Genomic DNA, 21,775 nt, shown 5'->3' on the forward strand with positions numbered 1-21,775 from the left:
TGTAAGCCAGAAAAGATCAGACATGTTCACCGCTCGTTTTCGAACCGTGAATCACGCCGCTATACGGAAATCAATGGGTCCTGAGCCTAGCCATTTGCGGCGATCAGCTCCGCCTGTGCCACAATAACTTCAGCTTGTTTGATCGAAGCGATATCAACCAGACGCCCTTTGTAGACAGTGGCACCTTCGCCATTGGCCTTGGCTTGCTCCATCGCGGCCAGGATCTCGCGTGCTTCGGATACGGCCTCGTCTGACGGGGTGAAGACCTGATTGGCCAGCGCGATCTGTTTCGGGTGGATCGCCCATTTGCCGACCATACCCAGCGTGGCCGAGCGTTTGGCCTGCGCAATGTAACCCTCATCATCCGAGAAATCACCAAATGGCCCGTCCACCGGCAGCACGCCGTGGGTGCGGCAGGCAGCGACGATGGCGGCCTGCGCCCAGTGCCACGGATCGGACCAGTGTTTTTCGCCCTCACGCAGCATATAGTAGTTTTCCTGCGTGCCGCCGATGCCGGTGGTCTGCATTCCCATCGAGGCCGCAAAGTCCGCAGCGCCCAGGCTCATCGCCTGCATACGGGGCGATGAGGCCGCGATCTCTTCGACATGGGCAATACCTGCGGCGGACTCGATGATGACCTCAAAGCTTACCGGTTTGGTGCGGCCCTTGGCGCGCTCGATAGCTGTGACCAGCGCGTCTACAGCATAGACATCCGCTGCGCAGCCGACCTTGGGAATCATGATCTGGTCCAGACGGTCACCTGCCTGTTCCATCAGATCGACCACATCGCGATACCAATAGGGCGTGTCCAGCCCGTTGATCCGCACGGACATGTACTTGTTGCCCCAATCGACCGTGTTCAGCGCCTCGATCACATTGGCGCGCGCGACGTCCTTGTCAGAAGGGGCGACCGAGTCCTCAAGGTCGAGGTTGATCACATCCGCTGCAGACGCCGCCATTTTCGGGAAAAGCTTTGTGTTCGATCCCGGCCCGAACAGTTGACAACGGTTGGGGCGCGCGGGGGCGGCGGGTTGAATGCGAAAGCTCATCTGGACCTCGTGCAAGAAAGGAAATTACGATTTTCTTGCTGTATGGGGTATTAAATTGCGCAAGGCTTCGCAAGCTTCTTTGTGCAGCTGCGGCAATGCAATCGCAGCATCTGCCGTGTGTTGGGGTCTGCGTGGTGATTAAAGATTAATCACTGTGAAAACTTGAGAGATTTTTGCGCGTTAAGTTTAAAACGTGCAAGAAATTCCCTTTCACGCAGCCGAACCCGAATGAAAACGCGAAACACTCGTAAGGCACGTCCCTTAGCCTGCGTCGGAATCAAAGGAGTGACCGCAATGATCGAGACACCGTACCTGCTGTTTTTGGGCGATGCGCCCGACCAATTGGCGGCCAAAGTGGCAGTTGGAATTAAGGACTGGCGTCCCGAAAACGCCGTGGGCCAGTACCGGATGGAGGGCTGCAAGGCCGATCTGGGACTGACAGACATGACCCTGACCGAGGCGAAAGAAGCCGGGGCCAAGACCCTTGTCATCGGTGTGGCCAACCGCGGTGGCGTTATCAGTCAGGAGTGGAAAAAGGTTCTGGTCATGGCGCTGGAGGAAGGCTTCGATCTCGCCTCGGGCCTGCACAACCTGCTGCGCAACGAACCTGATCTGGTTGCCGTTGCCGAAGCGACCGGCCAGAAACTGCACGATGTGCGCGTGCCCGAAGTCGACTATCCGATCGCCAATGGTATCAAACGCAAGGGCAAGCGGTGTCTGGCTGTGGGCACCGACTGCTCGGTTGGCAAGATGTACACGGCGCTGGCAATGGACGCAGAAATGCGTGAGCGCGGCATGAAATGCACCTTCCGCGCCACCGGTCAGACCGGCATCCTCATTACCGGTGACGGTGTGCCGCTGGACGCGGTGATTGCCGATTTCATGGCCGGTTCGGTTGAGTGGCTGACACCCGACAATGACGACGACCACTGGGACCTGATCGAAGGGCAGGGGTCGCTGTTCCATGTGTCCTATTCAGGTGTCACCATGGCGCTGGTCCATGGCGGTCAACCTGACGCGCTGATCCTGTGTCACGAACCGACCCGCGAGCACATGCGCGGCCTGCCGACCTATCAACTGCCGACACTGGAGACCCTGCGCGACACCGCGCTGGCACTGGCCAAGGTTGCAAACCCGGATTGTCAGGTCGTTGGCGTTTCGGTCAACACGCAGCACATGTCCGAGGAAGACGCCTCCGCCTATCTGGTCAAGATCGAAGACGATATGGGTCTGCCTGCGACCGATCCGTTCCGTTTCGGCTCGGGCAAGCTGGTGGACGCGCTGGCCGCAATGTGATCTGAACGACGCGCCGGGGCGAGGTTCCTCGCCCCGGCGTACTTTTTTGAAAAGACGAAGGAGCGTTTGCGTGCAGGTAGAGGTCTCTCGTGATGTGTTTCGATTGGCGCAGGTGTTCACCATCTCGCGCGGGTCGCGGACCGAGGCAAAGGTGCTGACCGTCCGGATTTCAGACGGAACCCATCAGGGCTGGGGCGAATGTGTTCCCTATGCGCGCTATGATGAAACGCTCGAGTCGGTTGAGGCTGAAATCGCGGGCCTGCCTGCCGAGTTCACCCGTCAGTCGCTGATGGATTTGTTGCCTGCGGGTGCCGCTCGGAATGCCGTGGATTGTGCGTTGTGGGATCTGGATTGCAAACGCGCGGACAAGCGGGCTTGGGAATTGGCCGGTCTGCCGGTTCCGGTTCCGGAGATAACTGCATACACATTGTCTCTGGCGACACCCGGAGCGATGCAGGCGCAAGCCGCCGAAAACGCGCATCGTCCGTTGTTGAAGATAAAACTGGGCACCCCGGATGACATGCCTCGGCTGGAGGCTGTGCGTGCCGGTGCGCCAAAGTCAAAGATCATAGTGGATGCAAACGAAGGTTGGTCGCCCGAAGTTTATGCCGATCTGGCTCCGCATCTGGTGCGACTTGGTGTCGAACTGGTCGAGCAGCCTCTGCCCGCAGCGGACGACGAGGCCTTGATCGGAATGGAGCGCCCGGTGCCGGTCTGCGCAGACGAATCCTGCCACGACCGTGCAAGCCTGCCTGCGTTGAAGGGCAAGTACGACGTGGTGAATATCAAGCTTGATAAAACCGGCGGCCTGACTGAGGCGCTGGCATTGCGTGAAGCCGCGTTGGCAGAGGGCTATCGTGTGATGGTCGGCTGCATGGTCGGCAGTTCTCTGGCCATGGCACCCGCGACCCTGCTGGCGCAGGGTGCGATGGTAACGGACCTTGACGGCCCGCTTCTGTTAGCCGAAGACCGCGACAACCCGCTGATTTTTGATGATGCCGGAGTGCACCCGCCCAAAGCGGAACTCTGGGGCTGAGGAGACAAGACATGACCCGCACCGTTTACGTAAATGGCGAATACCTGCCCGAGACCGAGGCCAAGGTGTCCATCTTTGACCGTGGTTTCCTGTTTGCGGACGCCGTTTACGAAGTGACCAGCGTTCTGGATGGCAAGCTGATCGATTTCGAAGGCCACGCGGTGCGCCTCAAGCGGTCGCTGGACGAGCTGGAGATGGCCGAGCCCTGCACCAAGGAAGAGCTGCTGGAAATTCACCGCAAATTGGTGGAGTTGAACGGCATCGAAGAAGGTCTTGTTTATTTGCAAGTCAGCCGGGGTTCGGATGGCGACCGGGATTTCGTGTTCCCGTCCGCCAATACCAAACCCAGCCTCGTGCTGTTCACCCAGAACAAACCGGGTCTGGCCGACAGCCCCGCGGCCAAGAAAGGCGCCAAGATCATCTCGATCGAGGATATCCGCTGGGGTCGCCGCGACATCAAGACCGTGCAGTTGCTCTACCCGTCGATGGGCAAGATGATGGCCAAAAAAGCGGGTTGCGACGATGCGTGGCTGGTGGAAGACGGCTATGTGACCGAGGGCACCAGCAACAACGCCTATTTCGTCAAGAACGGCAAGATTGTCACCCGCCCGCTGTCCAACGACATTCTGCACGGCATCACCCGCAAGGCGGTGCTGCGCATGGCGGCAGAGGCTCAGATGGAAATCGAAGAGCGTCTGTTCACCATTGATGAGGCGAAAGAGGCGGATGAGGCCTTCACCACTTCGGCCAGCGCATTTGTCATGCCGGTGGTTGAGATTGACGGGGTGACGCTGAGCGAAGGCACACCGGGCCCGATTTCCAAACGCCTGCGCGAGATTTATCTGGACGAAAGCCGCAAGGCCGCAATCTAAAGCAAAGGCCCGCCGAATCGGCGGGCCTTTTTCGTATCTGGCGTCAGCCCTTTTTCGTTACGTTCTCGTCAAAGGCGACCTTGAAAGCTGCCTGCTTCTCAGGGCTGGCCTCGGTCTGGTAGTTGGCCTTCCACTCATCCATGGTCATGCCATAGAAAACCTCGCGGGCTTTGTCCTTGCCCATCTCGATCCCCTTTTCGTTGGCGGCTTCCTGATACCAGCGGGCCAGGCAGTTGCGGCAGAACCCGGCCAGATTCATCATGTCGATGTTCTGAACGTCGGTGCGATCTTCCATCAGGTGCTTTTGCAACCGGCGGAACGCGGCGGCCTGAAGTTCGGTTTCGGTTTTCTTGTCCATGGTCTGGCTCCGGATGACTGTACCGTTGTCTCTGACCTAGCGGTCCGATGGCGATGTTTCAACACGGTGTCTCAGGCCAGTTTCAAAGCCAGCCAGGGAATGATGCAGAAGATCAGGGTCAGGATTTTGTAATTCGCCAGATACCGGAAATACGCCCGCTTCACGTCCGGGCGCTCCATCTGGAACATCCGGCCATGCACACCTGCGATCCAATCCTGCAACAACACGATCATAAGTGTCGTGAACAGCAGGACCGCAATGTTGAGTGCCGCCATCCAGCCAAAGACAGAGGTCAGAAACTCCTGAGTCATGGTCGCCCCCTTTCCCATAATATATGGGGATCAGCAGCTGACCTCACAATGAGGTGTGATCAAAGGCCGCTGTTTGCCAGAGCATCCTGTAGCACCACGGCCATGCGCTCGGCCCAGATGCGTTGTCCGGCATGATCGGCGATCAGGTCGTTGCGCAGCTCGATCAGGGCGTTCGGACGGCCATGGGCGGTGCAGTGCCGGTCGATCGCATCACCGGGCAAGACGCCAGTATAGGGTTCGTTGACGCCGACGCACAGGTCGTCCTCGGCCTCGAGCCGGTTGATCAGGGGTCGTGAGAACCGTTCGTCCGGCGTGTGCAGAACCCCCACATGCCACGGACGCGGCGCGCGACCGCGCAACTGGCGGGTGAAGGAATGCATTGACACGATCACCGCGTGCGGCAGGCCCGACATACGCTCCAGTGCCTCGTGATAGGGGCGGTAGCACATGTTCAGGCGCCGTTCGCGTTCGGTCGCGTCGGCGTGGCGGTTACCGGGGATAATCGAACCGTCATAGAGCTTCATCAGCAGGGTTGGGTCATCTTCGCCCCGGTTCGGATCGATCACAAGACGCGAGAAATTGGCGGCGATCACCGGAGCGTTCAGGATCTCGCCCAAGTGCTTGGATACTTCATAGGCGCCGACATCATAGGCAATATGCCGTTCCATATCCTCACGCGGCAGGCCAAGCTCGCCTCCATTGATTTCGGGGGGAACCGTGTTGGTTGCGTGGTCGCATGTGATCAGCCAGCGCGAGGGGCGATCGGCACCGTGGATAAAAAACGGGGAATACGTCATAAGCCTGTCATCTAGTTTGTCGCAGGTTTAGGGCAGTTGCTTTGAAAAGGGAATTGCGCAATAAGCTGACATGTGATGTTTGCGGTAACATGATGCGAAATCCAAGAGAAGACGTTAGGAGACAAAACCAATGCGACGCCTGAGAAATGTGAAAATTGTGGCGACGCTGGGACCGGCGTCAAACGACTATGATATGATCCGCGCCCTGCATGAGGCTGGCGCAGATGTGTTTCGCCTGAACATGAGTCATGGCAGTCATGATGAAATTCGTGAACGCCACAGGATCATTCGGCAGGTTGAAAAGGATCTCGACAGTCCGATCGCAATTCTGGCTGACCTCCAGGGTCCCAAACTGCGTGTCGGAGTTTTTGCCAATGACGCAGAAGAATTGGATGAAGGCGCTGCCTTCCGTCTGGATCTGAATCCCGAACCCGGTGATATCACCCGCGTGTGTCTGCCACATCCCGAGATTTTTGCCGCGTTGGAGCCAGGCGCGCGCCTTTTGGTCAACGATGGCAAAATTCGCCTGACCGTACAGGAGTGCGGCCAGGATTTTGCAAATTGCACGGTCGAAGTCGGCGGCACGATCTCGAACCGCAAAGGTGTAAACGTTCCTGATGTGGTGCTGCCGCTGGCCGCGCTGTCGGCCAAAGATCGTGACGATCTGGAGTTTGTCTGCCAACTGGGTGTGGACTGGCTGGCTCTCAGCTTTGTGCAGCGCGCCAAGGACGTGTTCGAAGCCCGCGCGCTGGCCGATGGCCGTGCCTCGATCCTGTCCAAGATCGAAAAGCCTGCGGCTGTTGAGGCGTTTGACGATATCCTTGATGCCTCGGACGGGATCATGGTGGCACGCGGTGATCTTGGGGTGGAACTGCCGGTTTCCGCAGTTCCACCAATTCAGAAACGATTGGTGCGGAAATGCCGGAGTGCGGCCAAGCCGGTGATCGTAGCGACCCAGATGCTGGAGAGTATGATCGAAAGCCCGATGCCCACGAGGGCCGAGGTTTCAGATGTGGCGACTGCCATCTACGAGGGCACCGACGCCATCATGCTAAGTGCTGAATCCGCGGCGGGCTCATACCCGATCGAAGCTGTGCAAACCATGAACAAGGTCGCCATCGAGGTCGAGGCCGACCCGACCTATACGCAGATCATCTCGGCGTCGCGCACAGCCAAAGGCACGACAATTGCCGACGGGATCGTGGCCGCCGCGCGCGAGATTGCCGAAAAGACCGATATCAAGGCCATCTGCTGCTTTACCCAAAGCGGCACAACGGCACTTTTGACCGCGCGGGAGCGTCCCGGTGTGCCGATCATCGCCATGACCCCCGCCACCGGAACCGCGCGGCGCCTGTGCCTGAGTTGGGGTTGCCATTGCGTGATGACGCCCGAGCTTGAGCGTTTCAAGGGGGCCGTTGTCAATGCTGCCCGCGCTGCTCGTGCCGGCGGGTTTGCGACCGAGTCCGATCAGATTGTGGTAACGGCCGGTGTGCCGTTCAACGTGCCCGGAACCACCAATATCCTGCGTATCGCACCCTGTGACGAACGTCTGATTTACAATACAGATCCCGGTTGATGTACTTGTCTCAACGTTCAATCCCTCGCGTGGCCGAAATACAACCAGTCAGGAGACAGGGATTTTCACGATCTCCATTACTGTAAATGAGCTGGTCTGGTGAATTCCAGGCAGCTTGTTTATTTTCTCGCCGAGGATATCGCGGAAGTGTGAGATATCTCGAGTGCGGACGGTCAGCAGATAATCAAACGAACCCGCAACCATCAGGCAGCTTTCAATCTCTGGAATGTTGCGGACAGCGTCATTGAATCTGCTGAGAGATTGCTCAGCTGTAGCGGCGAGTGAAACCTGCACCACCGTCAGCAAGGCCAGCCCCATTCGTTCTTTATCGACGATGGCGCAATAGCCCTTGATGTACCCGCTTTTTTCTAAGCGCTTGACCCGCTCGGAACAGGGAGTATTGGTCAGATTGACGCGTGCCGCAAGATCGACAATCGACAACCTTCCGTTGATCTCCAACTCTTGCAGAATACGTTGGTCGATTTTGTCCAAATCTCTATCGATCAGTAAAAATCCCTGAAATCTTAGCGTAAGACGACATTTTTCACTGAATATAGACTAAAATAATCACCAATTCCTAGTGATTTTTCCTAATACTTGTCTGAAGGCAGCTGCGTAAATGTGTTCCAAGTTCGGCTGCCTTGTCGAGGGCACGGGCCTCGACCCAACGAAAAAAAATTGGAGAACCGACATGACAACAAAAATTGTCATAGGACTGGACGGGACAGAGACCGGGGAGCGCGCGATCGCCTTTGCCAAGGATTTGGCAGGGCGCATCGGCTCATGTGAGTTGCTGGTGGTCTACGTGATCGAATGGTCCCCATTCACTTTCCAGACACCTGAAGAAAACGCGCTGCGGCACAAACGGCGCGAGGAAGAGGTCGAACTGGCCACGACACGGATCGTCACCCCTGCGGTAGACGCGCTGAATGCAGAGGGCTTCACAGCGCATGGCATTGTTCGCCATGGCGACGTGGCCGAAACGCTGAACGTGATCACGGTTGAAAACGGCGGCACCCAGATCATCGTCGGGCGCGCCTCGGCGGACGGGTTCAAAAAACGCCTGTTCGGCAGCTCGACCCAGAATCTGGTCATGCATGCCGATGTGCCGGTCACGGTTGTGAACTGAGGGGAGTGGAGAGTATGAATATGCTTCAAAAACTGAGTCTTGGTGCATCAGCAGCTTTGATCGCCAGCCCCGCTTGGGCGCAAGACGCACCGGGCTTGGATGACAAGATCAATCAGGCGTTTGCCGATTTCACCGGACCATTCGTCAGCTTTATCTTCGCCCCGTTTCCGGGCACGGGCTTCCCTTGGATCGTCGGATGGCTGGTGATCGCGGCGACGGTTTTCTCGCTGTATTTTGCCTTTGTGCAGTTCCGCTTCTTCGGGCACGCCATCAGCTTGGTCAAAGGTGACTATTCCGATCCCAACGACGCGGGTGAGGTCAGCCACTTTCAGGCGCTGGCTACCGCGCTATCGGGTACAGTCGGCCTTGGTAACATCGCTGGTGTGGCGGTTGCCGTAGGTATCGGCGGGCCGGGCGCGACGTTCTGGATGATCACGGCGGGCCTGCTGGGCATGGCCTCGAAATTCACCGAATGTACTCTGGGTGTGAAATACCGCAACGAATACGAAGACGGCACCGTATCTGGTGGCCCGATGTATTACATGTCCAAAGGATTCAGCGAACTGGGTCTGCCGGGCGGTAAGATCCTGGCCATTTTGTTCTCGATCTTCTGTATTCTTGGCGCGCTGGGCGGGGGCAATATGTTCCAGGCCAACCAGGCACACCAGCAGATCGCAGGTATCGTGGGCGACTATCCTGGCTGGATCACCGGTCTGGTCTTTGCCGGCATCGTTTTCGCGGTAATCGTGGGCGGCCTGAAATCCATTGCACGCGTGACCGAAAAGGTCGTGCCGTTCATGGGGATCATGTATGTGTTGGCAGCTCTGGTCATCATCATCATGCACGCAGACCAGATCGGTTGGGCCTTTGGCCAGATCTTCGCGGGTGCCTTCACCGGCCTCGGTGTGGCGGGCGGCATGGTTGGCGCCCTGATCCAGGGCTTCCGCCGTGCGGCGTTCTCGAACGAAGCGGGCGTGGGCTCGGCGGCGATTGCGCACTCGGCAGTGCGGACGAGCGAGCCGATCACGGAAGGTTTTGTATCCCTGCTGGAGCCGTTCATCGATACTGTCGTGATCTGTACGATGACCGCGTTGGTGATCATCATCACCCAGCAGCTGATCATCGATCCGGATACCGGCAAATACTTGCTGAACGAAGCGGGTAATGCGATTGCCACTGTTGACGGCAACTCGGGCGTCAGCCTGACCTCAGCCGCCTTTGCAAGCGCCTTTGGCTGGTTCCCATATGTACTGGCCATCGCAGTGGTACTATTTGCCTTCTCGACCATGATCAGCTGGTCCTATTATGGTCTTAAGGCCTGGACCTATCTGTTCGGCGAGGGCCACACCAAGGAACTGGTGTTTAAGATCATCTTCTGCATCTTCGTCGTCATCGGCGCGGCGGCCAACCTTGGCCCGGTCATTGACTTCTCGGATGCGGCGATCTTTGCGATGGCGGTTGTGAACGTCTTTGCGCTCTACTTCCTGATGAAAGTGGTGCGGGAAGAGCTGGCGAGCTATGCGAGCCGCTTGAAAACCGGTGAAATCCGCAAATTCGAACATTAACCCAATCCACCGGGGCGGCGCCTGTCGCCCCGGTGCCTGACCACCCTGCGAAAATCGCAGTTTCTGGTCCAAACCCCCTTGCCACTATGACTGAACTTGCGTAAACGGCGCTTCTGATCGCGTGACCGGCCGAGATGGCATGCCGAGTCGCGTTTAGTACCGAACCCTGAAAGGAGACGGAAATGCCTAAGATGAAGACCAAGTCGAGCGCCAAGAAGCGCTTTAAGGTGACTGCGACCGGTAAGGTCCTTGCTGGCCAGGCCGGCAAACGGCACGGCATGATCAAGCGGACCAAGAAGTTCATCCGCGACGCCCGTGGCAACACCACCCTGTCCGCCCCCGACGCCAAGATCGTCAAGGGCTACATGCCCTACGACCGCTAAGAGGAGATTAAGAGATGTCCCGCGTTAAAGGTGGAACCGTAACTCACGCCCGTCACAAGAAGGTCATCAAGGCCGCCAAAGGTTACTATGGCCGCCGCAAGAGCACCTTCAAGGTTGCCCGTCAGGCCGTCGACAAGGCCAATCAGTACGCAACCCGCGACCGTAAGAACCGCAAGCGCAACTTCCGCGCGCTGTGGATCCAGCGTATCAACGCTGCTGTCCGTTCGCATGACGAAGCACTGACATATTCCCGCTTCATCAACGGCCTGAACCTGGCCGGTATCGAAGTGGACCGCAAAGTTCTGGCCGACCTGGCCGTGCACGAACCGGAAGCGTTCGGCGCGATCGTCGCCAAAGCTCAGGCCGCTCTGACTGCCTGATCCTCTTTCGAGAGACAGTGAATGAAGGGCCGTCCCGAAGGGGGCGGCTTTTTTCGTTAGCGCTTACTAAAACCAAAGCAAGCGGGTTGTTGTTTGCCGTTCCGAAAGTTGGTACGCAACCGAAAAGTCATTTGGATGAGTATCAATGATGAACACTTTGCTTCGGATGGCCGTGCTTTATTTGATCCTGTCGATACAGCCAGCTAGCGCCGTCGCTCAGGCTGTAATATCCGGCTGTGGGCTTATTTCAGTGCCGCCGGAAAGTGAGGCATTGGTTCTCGACGCGGATGGAATCTTTAAGCGTAAACTGTTTCCTGGGCGCCATTTCTGCATCCCCAAATTTGAGAAAGTCGTGATCGAAGTAACTACAAGGGAAAGAACCGAAAGTTTGGACAGTGGTTCGCCTGTTGATGATTGCCACTTCTCAGTCTTTGTTGTTTGGACGGTTTCCGACCTAGAGTCTTACCATTTTAAAGGTCGCGACAAAGTTGCGACCGTGATGCAGAAGATGGTGATGGAGGCTATGGATTTGGCGCACGTTTCCCGTATTAAGAGAGATGAGCTCTCTGCATTTTTTTGGTCTGAAATGAAGGCAAATGCGCAGTCGCTTGAAGAGTATGGAGCGAGGCTCTCGCGCTCATTCGTACGTTCGCCCGATTGCGCCATTCAGTAGATCGGATCAGGGTGGACCGGCGGTCAAAAACTGATTGCTGAAAAAGAAGTCGTAGACGGGAAGCGCAAGTTGCCCCAGAGGCCACGTTTTCTGTGTCGGGTTCGTTATTTGTTTCCTTCCTTCTTCACCAACTGCGCCGCAAAGGCCACTCCTGTGCCCGGTCCGGCGTAAGTCACCATGATCACGTCATCCAGATAGACGCCGTTGAAAACTCCGGACGACACGTCATCACCGGATATCCCAGCCTCTGCCAGAACAAAGCGGGTGGGGTTGTCCAGGCTGAAGGTGCCCATCGCCTCTTCGACGATCCATTCGGTGTCACCGATGCGCCGCCAACGGTTCGTCGCGGTGATCAGGTTGCCGTCCAGCTTGGTGATCTCCAACTCCATTTCGGTCTTCAGCAGACCTTTTGCGTGGTTTGGGTTCGATTTGGCGAAGCCCACCAGATAGGTGCCATGCCACGTGCCGACGATCTGAGGGAAACCGCTGCCCTGTTCGGCACTGGTCGGAGCAGCGATGGAAAGCGCAAGAACTGCGACCAAGCTGCGAAGGAAATTGAATGCCATGGGGTATCTCCTGAATTGAATGGTCACAGGCTACCCGAGTTCAGGAATTTGGCAAAACGCAACGCAGAAACGAAAAAACCGGCGCGGTTGGCGCCGGTTTTCTTTGGGATAGTGCAGGGACTTACCCGAACACGCGACCCAGCGCGCCGTCGACCGCGCCGGTGATCTGATCGATGTCGTCCGCCGTTGCGATCAGCGCGGGCGAGAAGCACAGCGTGTTATTGCGGCCGGGGACCGAGCGGTTGGTGACGCCGATGATCACGCCTTGCGCCATACAATCGGCCACAACCGCTTGCGCCAGTTTCTCGTCCACCGGCTCTTTGCTGCCGCGGTCAGAGACCAGTTCGGCGCCCAGGAACAGGCCCTTGCCGCGTACGTCGCCGATGACTTTGTGCTTTTCCATCAGCGCCTGCAGGTTGCCCATCATGCGATCCCCCATGGCCGAGCAATTGCCCAGCAGGTTCTCGTCTTCGATGATACGCATGTTCTCGATCGCTGCCGCAGGACCGGCGGTGCAGCCGCCAAAGGTCGAGATGTCGCGGAAATAGTTCAGCGGGTCGGCCGCGTCGTCCTTGAACATCTCAAAGACTTCCTCGGTGGTAACCATGCAGGCAATCGCCGCATAGCCCGAGGCAACGCCTTTGGCCATCGTCACAAAGTCCGGTTTGACGCCGTATTGCTGGTAGCCGAACCAAGTTCCAGTGCGGCCAACGCCACAGACGACCTCGTCAATATGCAGCAGCACGTCGTATTTCTTGCAGATCTCCTGCACGCGCTGCCAGTAGCCCTCGGGCGCTTCGATCACGCCACCACCTGCGGTCACCGGCTCGAGGCACAGCGCTCCAACGGTGTCTGGACCTTCACGCAGGATGACCTCTTCAATCTGATCCGCTGCCCATTCGCCGAAGTTTTCAACCGGTGCGCCGTCCAGCTCGTGCTTGCGGTACTCCATGCAGTGCGGGACACGCACGAAATCGGGCGCGAAGGGGCCGTATTGCGCGTTGCGCTCGTCCTGACCACCTGCGGACATGGTCGCCAGGGTCGAGCCGTGATAGTCGCGCTCGCGGTACAGGATCTTGGTTTTCTTGCCGCCATATTTCTTGTGCGCGATCTGGCGGATCATCTTGAACGCCTTCTCGTTCGCCTCAGAGCCCGAGTTGGTGTAGTAGACACGGCTCATGCCCGGCATCTTCTCGATCAGCTTTTCGGCGAAGATTGCCCCGGGGATCGAGCCGGCGGAGTTGGCAAAGTAGCACAGCTTCATCAGCTGGTCGTACACCGCCTTGCAGATCGATTCGCGGCCATAGCCCACGTTGACGGTCCATACACCGCCCGAAACGGCATCCAGATGCTCTTTGCCGTTCTGATCCCAGACGCGCATTCCCTTGCCTTCGACAATGATGCGGGGATCATTGGTTTCAAAGGGCTTATGCTGGATCAGGTGGTGCCAGATATGGGCGCGGTCGGCCTCGACCACGCGGGAAAGATCGTTTTCGTTGAACGTGCCGTCCATGACATGTCCTTTCAGAAGTATTGGGTGTGCAGGTTGCGGGAACGATGCCGCCCCGGCTTGGAATTCTTGATGGCCCAGATCACCGCGAATGGCCATCTGTAGATAGGGCCAGATTGCACCATCCCGTATTGCCAGTCCATGCCCTCGGCGTATTTCTACGGGTTTGCCAGGTTCCTTACTTTGTGATCAAGTCGCGCAGGAATTGAACTGGGAGGGTCAGCACATGGCAGGGGACAATATCTACGAGCGTCATTTGGACAAGAACCGCGCGAACTACACGCCCTTGTCGCCGCTGAGTTTCATCGAACGCACCGCGAAGATCTACCCGGATTACCCCTCGGTGGTCTATGGCGAGCGCCGTTTTAGCTGGGCTGAAACCTATGCCCGGTGCCGCCGTCTGGCGGGCGCATTGGCGGCGCGGGGGATCGGCAAGGGCGACACGGTCTCGATCATCGCCGCCAACATTCCCGAGATGTATGAGGCCCATTTCGGCGTGCCCATGGCAGGTGGGGTGTTGAACACAATCAACACGCGGCTGGACGCGCCGATCATCGCCTTCATCCTGAACCACGCCGAAACCAAAGTGCTACTGGTCGATCCCGAGTTTTCGGGCGTGGTGAAAGAGGCCCTGAAACAGGTGGATCATGACCTGCTGGTCATCGACATCGAAGACCCCAGTTTTGCTGGCGGTGAAAAGCTGGGCAGCCTGACCTATGACGCGCTGCTGGCCGAGGGCGATCCGGAATTCGTGTGGTCTTTGCCCGATGATGAATGGGATGCGATTACGCTGAACTATACCTCGGGCACCACAGGCAACCCGAAAGGGGTCGTGTATCACCACCGGGGCGCGACGCTGAACGCACAGTCGGACCTGTTGGACTGGGACATGCCGAAGCATTCGGTCTACCTGTGGACGCTGCCGATGTTCCATTGCAACGGCTGGTGTTTCCCTTGGGCAATGGCAGCCAATGCGGGGGTCTCGGTCTGTTTGCGGGCGGTGCGGGACGAGCCGATCTATGCCGCCTTCCGCGATGAAAAGGTTACTCATTTCTGCGGCGCGCCAATTGTGTTGAACATGCTGGCCAACGCACCGGATCACCTGAAAGATTTCGGTCATGAGATCAAGGTGATGACCGCAGGTGCCCCGCCACCGGCCGCCGTGATCGAAAAGATGGAAAGCATGGGTGTCGAGGTGACCCATGTCTACGGCCTGACCGAAACCTATGGGCCATCTGTGGTGTGCGCTTGGAAGGACGAGTGGAACAGCAAAGGGGCCGAAGAGCGCGCCGCGCTCAAGGTCCGTCAGGGGGTTCCCTATACGGCCCTGTCGGGGCTGATGGTAGCCGACCCGGAGACCTTGGAACCTGTGCCTGCAGATGGCGAGACGATGGGTGAGATTTTCATGCGGGGCAACGTCGTCATGAAAGGCTACCTGAAAAACGCCGAGGCTTCGGACAAGGCGTTTCGTGGCGGCTGGTTTGCCTCGGGCGATCTGGGGGTCATGCACCTGGACGGCTACATCGCGTTGAAGGATCGGTCCAAGGACATCATCATATCGGGCGGGGAGAATATCTCATCGGTTGAGGTGGAAGATATCCTGTACAAACACCCCGCCGTGATGGAGGCCGCCGTGGTCGCCCGCCCGGATGAGAAATGGGGGGAAACACCGTGCGCCTTTGTCGAACTCAAGCCGGATGCGCAGGCGAGCGAGGCGGATATCATTGCCTTCTGCCGGGACAACATGGCCCATTTCAAGGCGCCCAAGACGGTGGTGTTCGGGGCATTGCCGAAGACCTCGACCGGCAAGATACAGAAGTTCAAACTGCGGGATCAGGCGCGGGCGCTGACCTAAGCGCCCATCTTGTCAAAGATTGACAGGTCAAGCTCCAGTATTTCACCCATCCACGCCGCGCGGTCCCGGTGATCTGTCAGATGGTCACCGGTTTCCGGATGGGTGAAGATGGTCAGGCCCTGCCGGTTCAGCATCAGCCATGGAACAACCTGGTCGAACGCGTCCGGCGCAAATCCCAGTTGGCAGCTCCAACGCGGATGCGGGCCGACATTCTTGGTATGCACTCGGCCCATCTCAACCGGGAACAGGCGCGCGGCCTGTTGGCAGATCTGTTGCGCAATGTCCTGCGTATCAGCGTCAAAATAGACATGGGCGTGATAGCCAGTGATCTCCGGCATTGGGGCCTCCTACGTTCGCTTGTATCTGGATACACGATGCAGGTTGTCCTTCCCACCGATGTCAGCACACAGAACCTGTGCGTCAGGTCAGGCGACAGCTTCAGGGAAAGCGGCCGTGAAGGCGGGGTGGTTGGCACAGGCGGCCTCGACCGCCAGAGCGCGCGGTAGGTCGGACAGGTCCACCCTCCAGCGGCGCGCGTTGTACAACTGCGGGATCAGGCACAAATCGGCCATACCGGGCTGAGACCCTGCGCAATAGGGGGCCTGTTCAAATTCGGCCAAAAGCGCCTCGAAAGCCAACAGGCCCGGGCGGATAAAGTGGCGCATCCAATCGCCCAGCATCCCTTCGGCCCCGCCGCTGAGCGTGGTGGTGTACTGAGTAACTGACAGGTTGCAGACCGGGTGGATATCCACTGCAATGGACTGCGCCAAAGCCGCTACTTTTGCGTGGTGCGCGGGTTCAGCCGGTAGCAACCCCAAACCCCTAGTCTGATCCAGATAGTCGATGATTGCCAGAGATTGCGTTAGCCGAAGCCCGTCAATCTCAAGCACCGGAACCAGCCCCTGCGGATTGCGCGCCAGATGGGGTTGCGATTTCTGTGCCCCGTCCCTGAGTTCGACAGAGACAGCGCGATAGGCGATCCCGGCCAGATTCAGCGACGCGCACCCGATAGCTGGCCGATGACTGCCCATAGTCAAACAGGATCACCTCGGCCATTCTGTCAGTCGTTTTTCAATGCGGCAGCTTTCAGGGCTTGCGCCAGCACATCCGCGTTTCCGATATGGTTGGCCAGCACAAGAATGAGCCGTGCGTTCAGTGCTTCGCTTTCTGATTTATCCAGCCCGTCATGGGCGGTCAGCAACTCGGCATAGAAATTGTCGCCATTGTCGAGGTTCGGGGTGAGGATCAGATCGGCCATCTTGCTTACTCCTTACCGGTGGCCCGGCGGATCGCCTGCCGGAATGCGTTTTCTTCGAACGTGTCGCGCCGTGCGGCCACGTGCTGATCCGGACGGATCAGGTAGACCGCGCTGTCCGCGTCGCCCAGATACCGGCGCTTGAGTTCCAGCGTCAGGTCATCCTTGACGGACAAAGCCAGCCGGGTGGCTTCGATACCGTCTTCCTCGATCCGGTCAGGGGCGTCGGCGTCGATGGTCAGCAGAGTGAACTTGCCCGCCAGTTTCGGCAACAGGAAGTCATCGCCCAACGGCGCATCAGGGCAGGCCGCGCCCGGGCGCGTGATGTCCGGCCCGTTCAGGGCATCTGCCGAGCTGAGCGAGGACCCCTCATAGGTGCAGGGTGTGCTCAACCGGCCGGAATTCACCAGCGGTCGGGCAAACTCAAAGTGTTCGCTGAGGTCCAGAACCGCATCCCGAAACTGTCGAGACATGTCGGATTTCGGCGTGATGAAATCGGTCGAGCGCGTGGACATGCGGATATTCTCATCGGCGGCCTGAACCCGCTCGCGGTTGTAGCTGTCCAGCAGAATCTCGGGCGCTTTGCCGTCGATGACCAGCTTCAGTTTCCAGCACAGGTTGTCCGCATCCTGCATTCCGGAGTTTGCGCCGCGGGCCCCAAACGGGCTGACCTGATGCGCACTGTCTCCGGCGAACAACACGCGGCCATGACGGAACCGGTCCATGCGACGGCATTGGAAGGTATAGATCGATACCCATTCCAGATCGAACTTAATATCCTCGCCCAGCATCGCCTTGAGCCGGGGAATGACGTTCTCGGGCTTTTGTTCACGCTCCTTGTCGATATCCCAGCCCAGTTGCAGGTCGATGCGCCAGACATTGTCGGGCTGCTTGTGCAGCAGCGCAGATTGTCCGCGATTGAAGGGGGGATCGAACCAGAACCAGCGCTCGGTCGGGAAATCTGCTTCCATCACCACATCGGCGATCAGGAAGTTGTCTTCGAAAACACGACCTTCGAAATCCAGCCCCAGCATCCGCCGCGTTGGTGAGTGCGCCCCGTCACAGGCGATCAGCCACTCGGCCTCGATGTTGTAGGGACCTTCAGGAGTTTCGACCTCAAGCGTGACGTGGGTTTCATGAGTTCCGATGGCCTCGACCTTGTTGCGGCCGCGGATTTCGATGGGGGCACCTTCGGCCTGCAATTCGCGCACCCGGTCAACAAGGGCGTTTTCGAAATAGTACTGCTGCAGGTTGATGAAGGCCGGGTTCGCGTATCCTGTGTCGGGCTGCAGGTTGAACTCGTAAACCTGACGTTCATCGAAATAGACCTTTCCCGCGTTCCACAGCACCCCTTTTTCCATCATCGGACGCCCCGCGCCCAGACGGTCGGCAATATCAATCGTGCGCTGCGAAAAGCAGATGGCGCGGCTGCCGAAACTGACCTTATCATTGTCGTCCAGCACCACGACCTCGACCCCTTGCTGGGCCAGATCAATGGCTGTGGCCAGCCCGATCGGTCCCGCGCCGATCACGATTACCTTGTGCCGGGTAGGCGTGGGTGCATCCTGATCCGGGCTGCGTTCATAGGCATAAAGCGGGACTTCGAAAATCTTGTTCATGGGCTCTCCCCCGATGGTCTGGCGCGGGTTACGCGCAAGATTTAATTCCCCGGCGCTGAGGTGCCGAAGGCTTGAGCCAATGGTTTCATCATAAATTCCGCCGTAAAACGATCTGGATCAAATGCGACGGAATGTCGTCAGTCGGGGTATTGTTCTTACCGTGCGTACGGGGATGAGTGAGCGGGCAATACTGTGCCGGTGCAGTCGCCGAACCCGATTGTGTAGCCCTTGCCTTTGGCTGCGCCCGTCAGGGACAGGGTGTCGCCATCTTGGATGAAACTGCGCGTCTCGCCGCTGTCCAGCGTCAGCGGTTCCTTCCCGCCCCAGCTGAGTTCCAGCAGCGAGCCGCGTTCGGATTTCGTCGGCCCTGAGATTGTGCCGGAACCCAGAAGATCGCCGGTATTCATCGGGCAGCCCGAGGTGGTATGATGCGCCAGCTGCTGCGCGGCGGAATAGTACATCTCCTTGTAATTCGTCCGGGCAATCGTAGTGGCCGGTTTGCCCGCGGGCGCCATTGTCACGGAAAGGTCGATATCATACAGCATCGGGCCGCAGTCCTTCAGGTGGTCCAACAATTCGTGTTCGCGCGCGGGGGTGTCACAACGGAAGGGCTCCAAAGCGGCCTTGGTCACGATCCACGGGCTGATGGATGTCGCGGTAGCCTTGGCCTGAAACGGGCCGAGAGGCTGGTATTCCCACGCCTGAATGTCGCGTGCGGACCAATCGTTCAGCAGCACGTATCCGAAGATGTGGTCATCCGCTTCCTGCACTGTGATCGGCCCCTCCGAGGGCATGCCGACGATGGCGCCCATTTCAAGCTCGATGTCAAAGCGGCGGCTGGGCAGGAAAACGGGTTTCTCTTGGTCCGGTGATTTCAACTGACCCCAGGGGCGGCGGATATCGGTGCCCGAGACGACAACCGAGGATGCCCGGCCGTTATACCCGATGGGAATATGCAGCCAGTTTGGCGGCAGGGCGTTCTCAGGCCCGCGAAACATGGTGCCGACGTTTTGCGCGTGATGGCGACCGGCGTAGAAGTCGGTGTATTCGCTGACGGCGAAGGGCATGTGCAGTTCGGCGTCGTCCTGCGGAACCAGCAAAGGTTCCATCTTGTCCTGTTCCTCCGACCCTTCGGCCAGCAGATAGGTCAGTCGCGCGCGCAATGCGGCCCAGACGGCGGGGCCTTGCTCCATCAACGGGTTCCAGAAGGGCAGGTCGAACAGCGGCTCGTCGTCCAGATTGATCACCCCTTCGGCCTCAGCCGCGGTGACGTCCAGAATCATGTCTCCAATCGCCACGCCGCAATGTGGGGCAGCCCCGCCGACCGAAAAGACACCATAAGGCAGGTTGTTCAGCGGAAACGGGTGTTCGGCGGAATTGGCCGAGGCCACCCAGGATTTCGAAAGTGTCATTTGTGTTCCTTGTCGCCTTTGTCGTCGTTGCGAAAGTGGCACCGCGAAAGGGTGTGTCGCATGGTCCTGTTTCCGTCTTTCAGTCGCCGGGATCGACCCCACCGGAAGAACCCTCCTGGCGATGGCCGGGCATTGGATTGTGCTTGTAATGGTCGCGCTTGCCATTCCAGCGTCTGCGCCGCGCCCATATAGACATGCCGATGATGCCTAAGAACACGGCAATGACTAGGTAGCCAGAATCCATCACTTTTTGCCTGGGGTTCCGTCGAACTTTTTCTCAAGTGAGGTCCAGCAGTCAATGTAATCGTCCTGCAAGGGGGCCTCGTTGGCGGCAAAAGGTGTCAGATGCTGCGGGAACCGGGTTTCGAACATGAAGGACATGGTGTTGTCCAGCTTGTCGGGCCCGAGGTTCGCGTTCGACGCCTTTTCGAACGCCTCGCGGTCCGGACCGTGCGGCAGCATCATGTTGTGCAGGCTCATGCCGCCGGGGACAAAGCCCTGCGGTTTCGCGTCATACTGGCCGTAGATGTTTCCCATCAGCTCGGACATGATGTTCTTGTGGTACCACGGCGGGCGGAACGTATCTTCGGCCACCATCCAGCGTTCGCGGAATAGGACAAAGTCGATATTCGCGGTGCCCGGCTGCCCCGAAGGCGCGGTCAACACGGTAAAGATCGACGGATCGGGATGGTCGAACAGGATCGCGCCGACCGGGCAATAGGTGCGCAGGTCGTATTTGTAGGGCGCGTAATTGCCGTGCCACGCCACCACATCCAGCGGGCTTTGATTGATCTTGGTGGTGTGAAACTGCCCGCACCATTTGACAGTGACGGTCGAGGGCACCTCGCGATCCTCAAACGCGGCCACCGGCGCCTTGAAATCGCGCGGGTTGGCCATGCAATTGGCGCCGATCGGGCCGCGGCCCGGCAGCTCGAATTTCTGACCGTAGTTTTCGCAGACAAAGCCGCGCGCGGGGCCCTCCAGCACTTCAACCCTGTAAACCAACCCACGCGGGATAATTGCGATTTCCTTAGGTTCAAGGTCGATAATCCCCAGCTCGGTTGCAAAGCGCAGGCGACCTTCCTGCGGTACCACCAGCAATTCGGAATCGGCCGAGTAGAAATAGGCGTCCACCATGGATTCGGTGACCAGATAGATGTGGCTGGCCATGCCCACCTGCGTGTTCACATCCCCGGCCGTGGTCATCGTGCGCATGCCCGTAAGCCAGGTCAGCCCCTGACCTGAATGGGGCACCGCATCCCAACGATACTGGCCCAGGCTGATCACGTCCGGATCGACAAAAGGCGCGGAGTTCCAATAGGGCAGATCGAGTTTTTCGTAGCGATGCGAGTGCTTGACCGACGGTCGGATGCGATAACACCACGTCCGTTCAGGCGGGTTGGCGGTGAAAGCCGTACCGCTGAGCTGCTCACCATAGAGACCATAGTTACAGCGCTGTGGGCTGTTCATCCCCTGCGGCAAGGCTCCGGGCAGAGCCTCGGTTTCAAAGTCATTACCAAAGCCGGGCATATAGCCGGAATGGGTGCCGACCGGCGTACTGGCCTGTGTCATTTCATGTGGATCAGTCGGATGGTTCATCCTGAGTTCCTCCGCTTATTGCTTGAGGGATAGTAGTTGATTTTGTAACTAACAAGCATGACTCAGAACGATTCCCCTAAAAATGATGACTTTTATTTGCAGGATTTCCTGCCCTACCTGCTAAACCGGGCAGCCGAAGAAAGTTCACTGGAATTTCAGAGGGTCTACAAGGACCGATTCGGGATGCTGCGCAATGAATGGCGGGTCTTGTTCCATCTGGGCAATTACGGAGAAATGACCGCGAAAGAGATCGGCGAACGCGCCCGGCTTCACAAAACCAAGATCAGCCGGGCCGTGCACAGGCTTGAGGAAAGCCGGTATCTGGTGCGCTGCCGCAGCGAAACGGATCGCAGGGTGGAACACCTGACGCTTACGGCTTTGGGCCAATCTGTCTATCGCGAGCTTTGTGGTATCGCCGGGCAGTATGACGCAAAGCTGGCTGCAGAGTTCAATGCGGACGAGGTGGCCCTGTTACGCAAAATGCTACGCCAGTTGGCGCATATGGGTTGAACTCTGGTAATTCCAACCTCAGGC

The 21,775-nt window shown here is 58.3% G+C and carries 23 protein-coding genes and 1 pseudogene; 11 read left to right on the forward strand and 13 right to left on the reverse strand.

Translation table 11 applies throughout. The features are described 5' to 3' along the window. Positions 1–86 precede the first annotated feature (86 nt). Complete coding sequence (locus ACR1XY_RS15310) at positions 87–1,049, reverse strand: L-malyl-CoA/beta-methylmalyl-CoA lyase (RefSeq protein WP_480594482.1); 963 nt, start codon at positions 1,047–1,049, stop codon at positions 87–89. A 294-nt stretch (positions 1,050–1,343) separates the two neighbouring features. On the opposite strand from ACR1XY_RS15310, the gene dgcN reads away from it, so the two are divergent. From dgcN to ACR1XY_RS15325, 3 genes are all read left to right on the forward strand, one after another. Then, complete coding sequence (gene dgcN / locus ACR1XY_RS15315; RefSeq protein WP_480594483.1) at positions 1,344–2,345, forward strand: N-acetyltransferase DgcN; 1,002 nt, start codon at positions 1,344–1,346, stop codon at positions 2,343–2,345. Between the two features lie 70 nt (positions 2,346–2,415). Then, entirely contained in the window at positions 2,416–3,381 is a 966-nt protein-coding gene (gene dgcA / locus ACR1XY_RS15320; protein ID WP_480594484.1) for an N-acetyl-D-Glu racemase DgcA, read from the forward strand. Positions 3,382–3,392: 11 nt separating this feature from the next. Further along, positions 3,393–4,253 carry a D-amino-acid transaminase gene (locus tag ACR1XY_RS15325; protein WP_480594485.1) on the forward strand — a complete coding sequence of 287 codons (861 nt, stop codon included), beginning with the start codon at positions 3,393–3,395 and terminating at the stop codon, positions 4,251–4,253. A 43-nt stretch (positions 4,254–4,296) separates the two neighbouring features. Here the strand turns inward: ACR1XY_RS15325 and ACR1XY_RS15330 are convergent, their stop codons facing one another. The 3 genes from ACR1XY_RS15330 to ACR1XY_RS15340 form a co-directional block, all read right to left on the reverse strand. Next, on the reverse strand, positions 4,297–4,611 hold the full coding sequence (locus ACR1XY_RS15330) for a DUF1244 domain-containing protein (protein WP_480594486.1): 315 nt from the start codon (positions 4,609–4,611) through the stop codon (positions 4,297–4,299). 71 nt (positions 4,612–4,682) lie between these two features. Next, positions 4,683–4,922 (reverse strand): DUF6868 family protein, encoded by a 240-nt coding sequence (locus tag ACR1XY_RS15335; protein WP_480594487.1) that lies wholly within the window; start codon positions 4,920–4,922, stop codon positions 4,683–4,685. A gap of 59 nt (positions 4,923–4,981) precedes the next feature. Then, positions 4,982–5,719, reverse strand: a complete 738-nt coding sequence (locus ACR1XY_RS15340) for an N-formylglutamate amidohydrolase (protein ID WP_480594488.1) — start codon at positions 5,717–5,719, stop codon at positions 4,982–4,984. A 130-nt stretch (positions 5,720–5,849) separates the two neighbouring features. Here ACR1XY_RS15340 and pyk point away from each other — a divergent pair, with 130 nt between their 5' ends. Further along, positions 5,850–7,295 (forward strand): pyruvate kinase, encoded by a 1,446-nt coding sequence (pyk, locus tag ACR1XY_RS15345; protein WP_480594489.1) that lies wholly within the window; start codon positions 5,850–5,852, stop codon positions 7,293–7,295. A 48-nt stretch (positions 7,296–7,343) separates the two neighbouring features. Here the strand turns inward: pyk and ACR1XY_RS15350 are convergent, their stop codons facing one another. Then, on the reverse strand, positions 7,344–7,787 hold the full coding sequence (locus ACR1XY_RS15350) for an Lrp/AsnC ligand binding domain-containing protein (RefSeq protein WP_480594490.1): 444 nt from the start codon (positions 7,785–7,787) through the stop codon (positions 7,344–7,346). 199 nt (positions 7,788–7,986) lie between these two features. On the opposite strand from ACR1XY_RS15350, the gene ACR1XY_RS15355 reads away from it, so the two are divergent. The 5 genes from ACR1XY_RS15355 (at position 7,987) to ACR1XY_RS15375 (ending at position 11,425) form a co-directional block, all read left to right on the forward strand. Then, positions 7,987–8,424 (forward strand): universal stress protein, encoded by a 438-nt coding sequence (locus tag ACR1XY_RS15355; RefSeq protein WP_480594491.1) that lies wholly within the window; start codon positions 7,987–7,989, stop codon positions 8,422–8,424. A gap of 14 nt (positions 8,425–8,438) precedes the next feature. Next, a complete protein-coding gene (locus ACR1XY_RS15360; RefSeq protein WP_480594492.1) occupies positions 8,439–9,989 on the forward strand; it encodes an alanine/glycine:cation symporter family protein in 1,551 nt (516 codons plus the stop codon). Positions 9,990–10,171: 182 nt separating this feature from the next. Beyond that, positions 10,172–10,372: a 50S ribosomal protein L35 gene (rpmI, locus tag ACR1XY_RS15365; protein WP_010443552.1), complete on the forward strand. Its 201-nt coding sequence runs from the start codon at positions 10,172–10,174 to the stop codon at positions 10,370–10,372. Between the two features lie 14 nt (positions 10,373–10,386). Continuing rightward, a complete protein-coding gene (rplT, locus tag ACR1XY_RS15370; RefSeq protein ID WP_152457001.1) occupies positions 10,387–10,752 on the forward strand; it encodes a 50S ribosomal protein L20 in 366 nt (121 codons plus the stop codon). Positions 10,753–10,897: 145 nt separating this feature from the next. After that, positions 10,898–11,425 (forward strand): SPFH domain-containing protein, encoded by a 528-nt coding sequence (locus ACR1XY_RS15375; RefSeq protein WP_480594493.1) that lies wholly within the window; start codon positions 10,898–10,900, stop codon positions 11,423–11,425. Positions 11,426–11,529: 104 nt separating this feature from the next. Here the strand turns inward: ACR1XY_RS15375 and ACR1XY_RS15380 are convergent, their stop codons facing one another. Both ACR1XY_RS15380 and ACR1XY_RS15385 read right to left on the reverse strand, forming a co-directional pair. Next, on the reverse strand, positions 11,530–11,991 hold the full coding sequence (locus ACR1XY_RS15380; RefSeq protein WP_480594494.1) for a hypothetical protein: 462 nt from the start codon (positions 11,989–11,991) through the stop codon (positions 11,530–11,532). Positions 11,992–12,112: 121 nt separating this feature from the next. Beyond that, positions 12,113–13,504, reverse strand: coding sequence for an aminotransferase family protein (locus tag ACR1XY_RS15385; RefSeq protein ID WP_480594495.1), 1,392 nt, complete (start codon positions 13,502–13,504; stop codon positions 12,113–12,115). A gap of 223 nt (positions 13,505–13,727) precedes the next feature. On the opposite strand from ACR1XY_RS15385, the gene ACR1XY_RS15390 reads away from it, so the two are divergent. Then, positions 13,728–15,356: an acyl-CoA synthetase gene (locus tag ACR1XY_RS15390; RefSeq protein WP_480594496.1), complete on the forward strand. Its 1,629-nt coding sequence runs from the start codon at positions 13,728–13,730 to the stop codon at positions 15,354–15,356. Here ACR1XY_RS15390 and ACR1XY_RS15395 read toward each other — a convergent pair. The 6 genes and pseudogenes from ACR1XY_RS15395 to hmgA form a co-directional block, all read right to left on the reverse strand. Beyond that, positions 15,353–15,694, reverse strand: a complete 342-nt coding sequence (locus ACR1XY_RS15395; protein ID WP_480594497.1) for a DOPA 4,5-dioxygenase family protein — start codon at positions 15,692–15,694, stop codon at positions 15,353–15,355. The genes ACR1XY_RS15390 and ACR1XY_RS15395 overlap by 4 nt on opposite strands. An 87-nt stretch (positions 15,695–15,781) precedes the next feature. Further along, a pseudogene (gene maiA / locus ACR1XY_RS15400) lies at positions 15,782–16,412 on the reverse strand (maleylacetoacetate isomerase). Between the two features lie 4 nt (positions 16,413–16,416). Continuing rightward, the gene (locus ACR1XY_RS15405; protein ID WP_480594498.1) at positions 16,417–16,614 is read right to left on the reverse strand and encodes a DUF2783 domain-containing protein; all 198 of its coding nucleotides are present in this window, start codon (positions 16,612–16,614) and stop codon (positions 16,417–16,419) included. Between the two features lie 5 nt (positions 16,615–16,619). Next, positions 16,620–18,230, reverse strand: a complete 1,611-nt coding sequence (locus ACR1XY_RS15410) for an FAD-dependent oxidoreductase (protein ID WP_480594499.1) — start codon at positions 18,228–18,230, stop codon at positions 16,620–16,622. Between the two features lie 155 nt (positions 18,231–18,385). After that, positions 18,386–19,642, reverse strand: a complete 1,257-nt coding sequence (fahA, locus tag ACR1XY_RS15415) for a fumarylacetoacetase (protein WP_480594500.1) — start codon at positions 19,640–19,642, stop codon at positions 18,386–18,388. 243 nt (positions 19,643–19,885) lie between these two features. Further along, the gene (gene hmgA / locus ACR1XY_RS15420; protein ID WP_480594501.1) at positions 19,886–21,241 is read right to left on the reverse strand and encodes a homogentisate 1,2-dioxygenase; all 1,356 of its coding nucleotides are present in this window, start codon (positions 21,239–21,241) and stop codon (positions 19,886–19,888) included. A gap of 57 nt (positions 21,242–21,298) precedes the next feature. Here hmgA and ACR1XY_RS15425 point away from each other — a divergent pair, with 57 nt between their 5' ends. Beyond that, positions 21,299–21,751 carry a MarR family winged helix-turn-helix transcriptional regulator gene (locus ACR1XY_RS15425; protein WP_480594502.1) on the forward strand — a complete coding sequence of 151 codons (453 nt, stop codon included), beginning with the start codon at positions 21,299–21,301 and terminating at the stop codon, positions 21,749–21,751. Positions 21,752–21,775 lie beyond the last annotated feature (24 nt).

The sequence above is a fragment of the Ruegeria sp. AD11(2025) genome, from assembly GCF_056542405.1.

What these genes read in the sequence shown, in the direction of transcription:
- fahA (WP_480594500.1), bottom strand. Translation starts at nt 19,642, where the DNA reads ATGACACTTTCGAAATCCTGGGTGGCCTCGGCCAATTCCGCCGAACAC.
- ACR1XY_RS15410 (WP_480594499.1), bottom strand. Translation starts at nt 18,230, where the DNA reads ATGAACAAGATTTTCGAAGTCCCGCTTTATGCCTATGAACGCAGCCCG.
- hmgA (WP_480594501.1), bottom strand. Translation starts at nt 21,241, where the DNA reads ATGAACCATCCGACTGATCCACATGAAATGACACAGGCCAGTACGCCG.
- ACR1XY_RS15425 (WP_480594502.1), top strand. Translation starts at nt 21,299, where the DNA reads ATGACTCAGAACGATTCCCCTAAAAATGATGACTTTTATTTGCAGGAT.
- ACR1XY_RS15330 (WP_480594486.1), bottom strand. Translation starts at nt 4,611, where the DNA reads ATGGACAAGAAAACCGAAACCGAACTTCAGGCCGCCGCGTTCCGCCGG.
- ACR1XY_RS15405 (WP_480594498.1), bottom strand. Translation starts at nt 16,614, where the DNA reads ATGGCCGATCTGATCCTCACCCCGAACCTCGACAATGGCGACAATTTC.
- ACR1XY_RS15335 (WP_480594487.1), bottom strand. Translation starts at nt 4,922, where the DNA reads ATGACTCAGGAGTTTCTGACCTCTGTCTTTGGCTGGATGGCGGCACTC.
- dgcN (WP_480594483.1), top strand. Translation starts at nt 1,344, where the DNA reads ATGATCGAGACACCGTACCTGCTGTTTTTGGGCGATGCGCCCGACCAA.
- rpmI (WP_010443552.1), top strand. Translation starts at nt 10,172, where the DNA reads ATGCCTAAGATGAAGACCAAGTCGAGCGCCAAGAAGCGCTTTAAGGTG.
- ACR1XY_RS15340 (WP_480594488.1), bottom strand. Translation starts at nt 5,719, where the DNA reads ATGACGTATTCCCCGTTTTTTATCCACGGTGCCGATCGCCCCTCGCGC.
- ACR1XY_RS15310 (WP_480594482.1), bottom strand. Translation starts at nt 1,049, where the DNA reads ATGAGCTTTCGCATTCAACCCGCCGCCCCCGCGCGCCCCAACCGTTGT.
- ACR1XY_RS15375 (WP_480594493.1), top strand. Translation starts at nt 10,898, where the DNA reads ATGATGAACACTTTGCTTCGGATGGCCGTGCTTTATTTGATCCTGTCG.
- pyk (WP_480594489.1), top strand. Translation starts at nt 5,850, where the DNA reads ATGCGACGCCTGAGAAATGTGAAAATTGTGGCGACGCTGGGACCGGCG.
- ACR1XY_RS15395 (WP_480594497.1), bottom strand. Translation starts at nt 15,694, where the DNA reads ATGCCGGAGATCACTGGCTATCACGCCCATGTCTATTTTGACGCTGAT.
- rplT (WP_152457001.1), top strand. Translation starts at nt 10,387, where the DNA reads ATGTCCCGCGTTAAAGGTGGAACCGTAACTCACGCCCGTCACAAGAAG.
- ACR1XY_RS15325 (WP_480594485.1), top strand. Translation starts at nt 3,393, where the DNA reads ATGACCCGCACCGTTTACGTAAATGGCGAATACCTGCCCGAGACCGAG.
- ACR1XY_RS15360 (WP_480594492.1), top strand. Translation starts at nt 8,439, where the DNA reads ATGAATATGCTTCAAAAACTGAGTCTTGGTGCATCAGCAGCTTTGATC.
- ACR1XY_RS15380 (WP_480594494.1), bottom strand. Translation starts at nt 11,991, where the DNA reads ATGGCATTCAATTTCCTTCGCAGCTTGGTCGCAGTTCTTGCGCTTTCC.
- ACR1XY_RS15390 (WP_480594496.1), top strand. Translation starts at nt 13,728, where the DNA reads ATGGCAGGGGACAATATCTACGAGCGTCATTTGGACAAGAACCGCGCG.
- ACR1XY_RS15355 (WP_480594491.1), top strand. Translation starts at nt 7,987, where the DNA reads ATGACAACAAAAATTGTCATAGGACTGGACGGGACAGAGACCGGGGAG.
- ACR1XY_RS15385 (WP_480594495.1), bottom strand. Translation starts at nt 13,504, where the DNA reads ATGGACGGCACGTTCAACGAAAACGATCTTTCCCGCGTGGTCGAGGCC.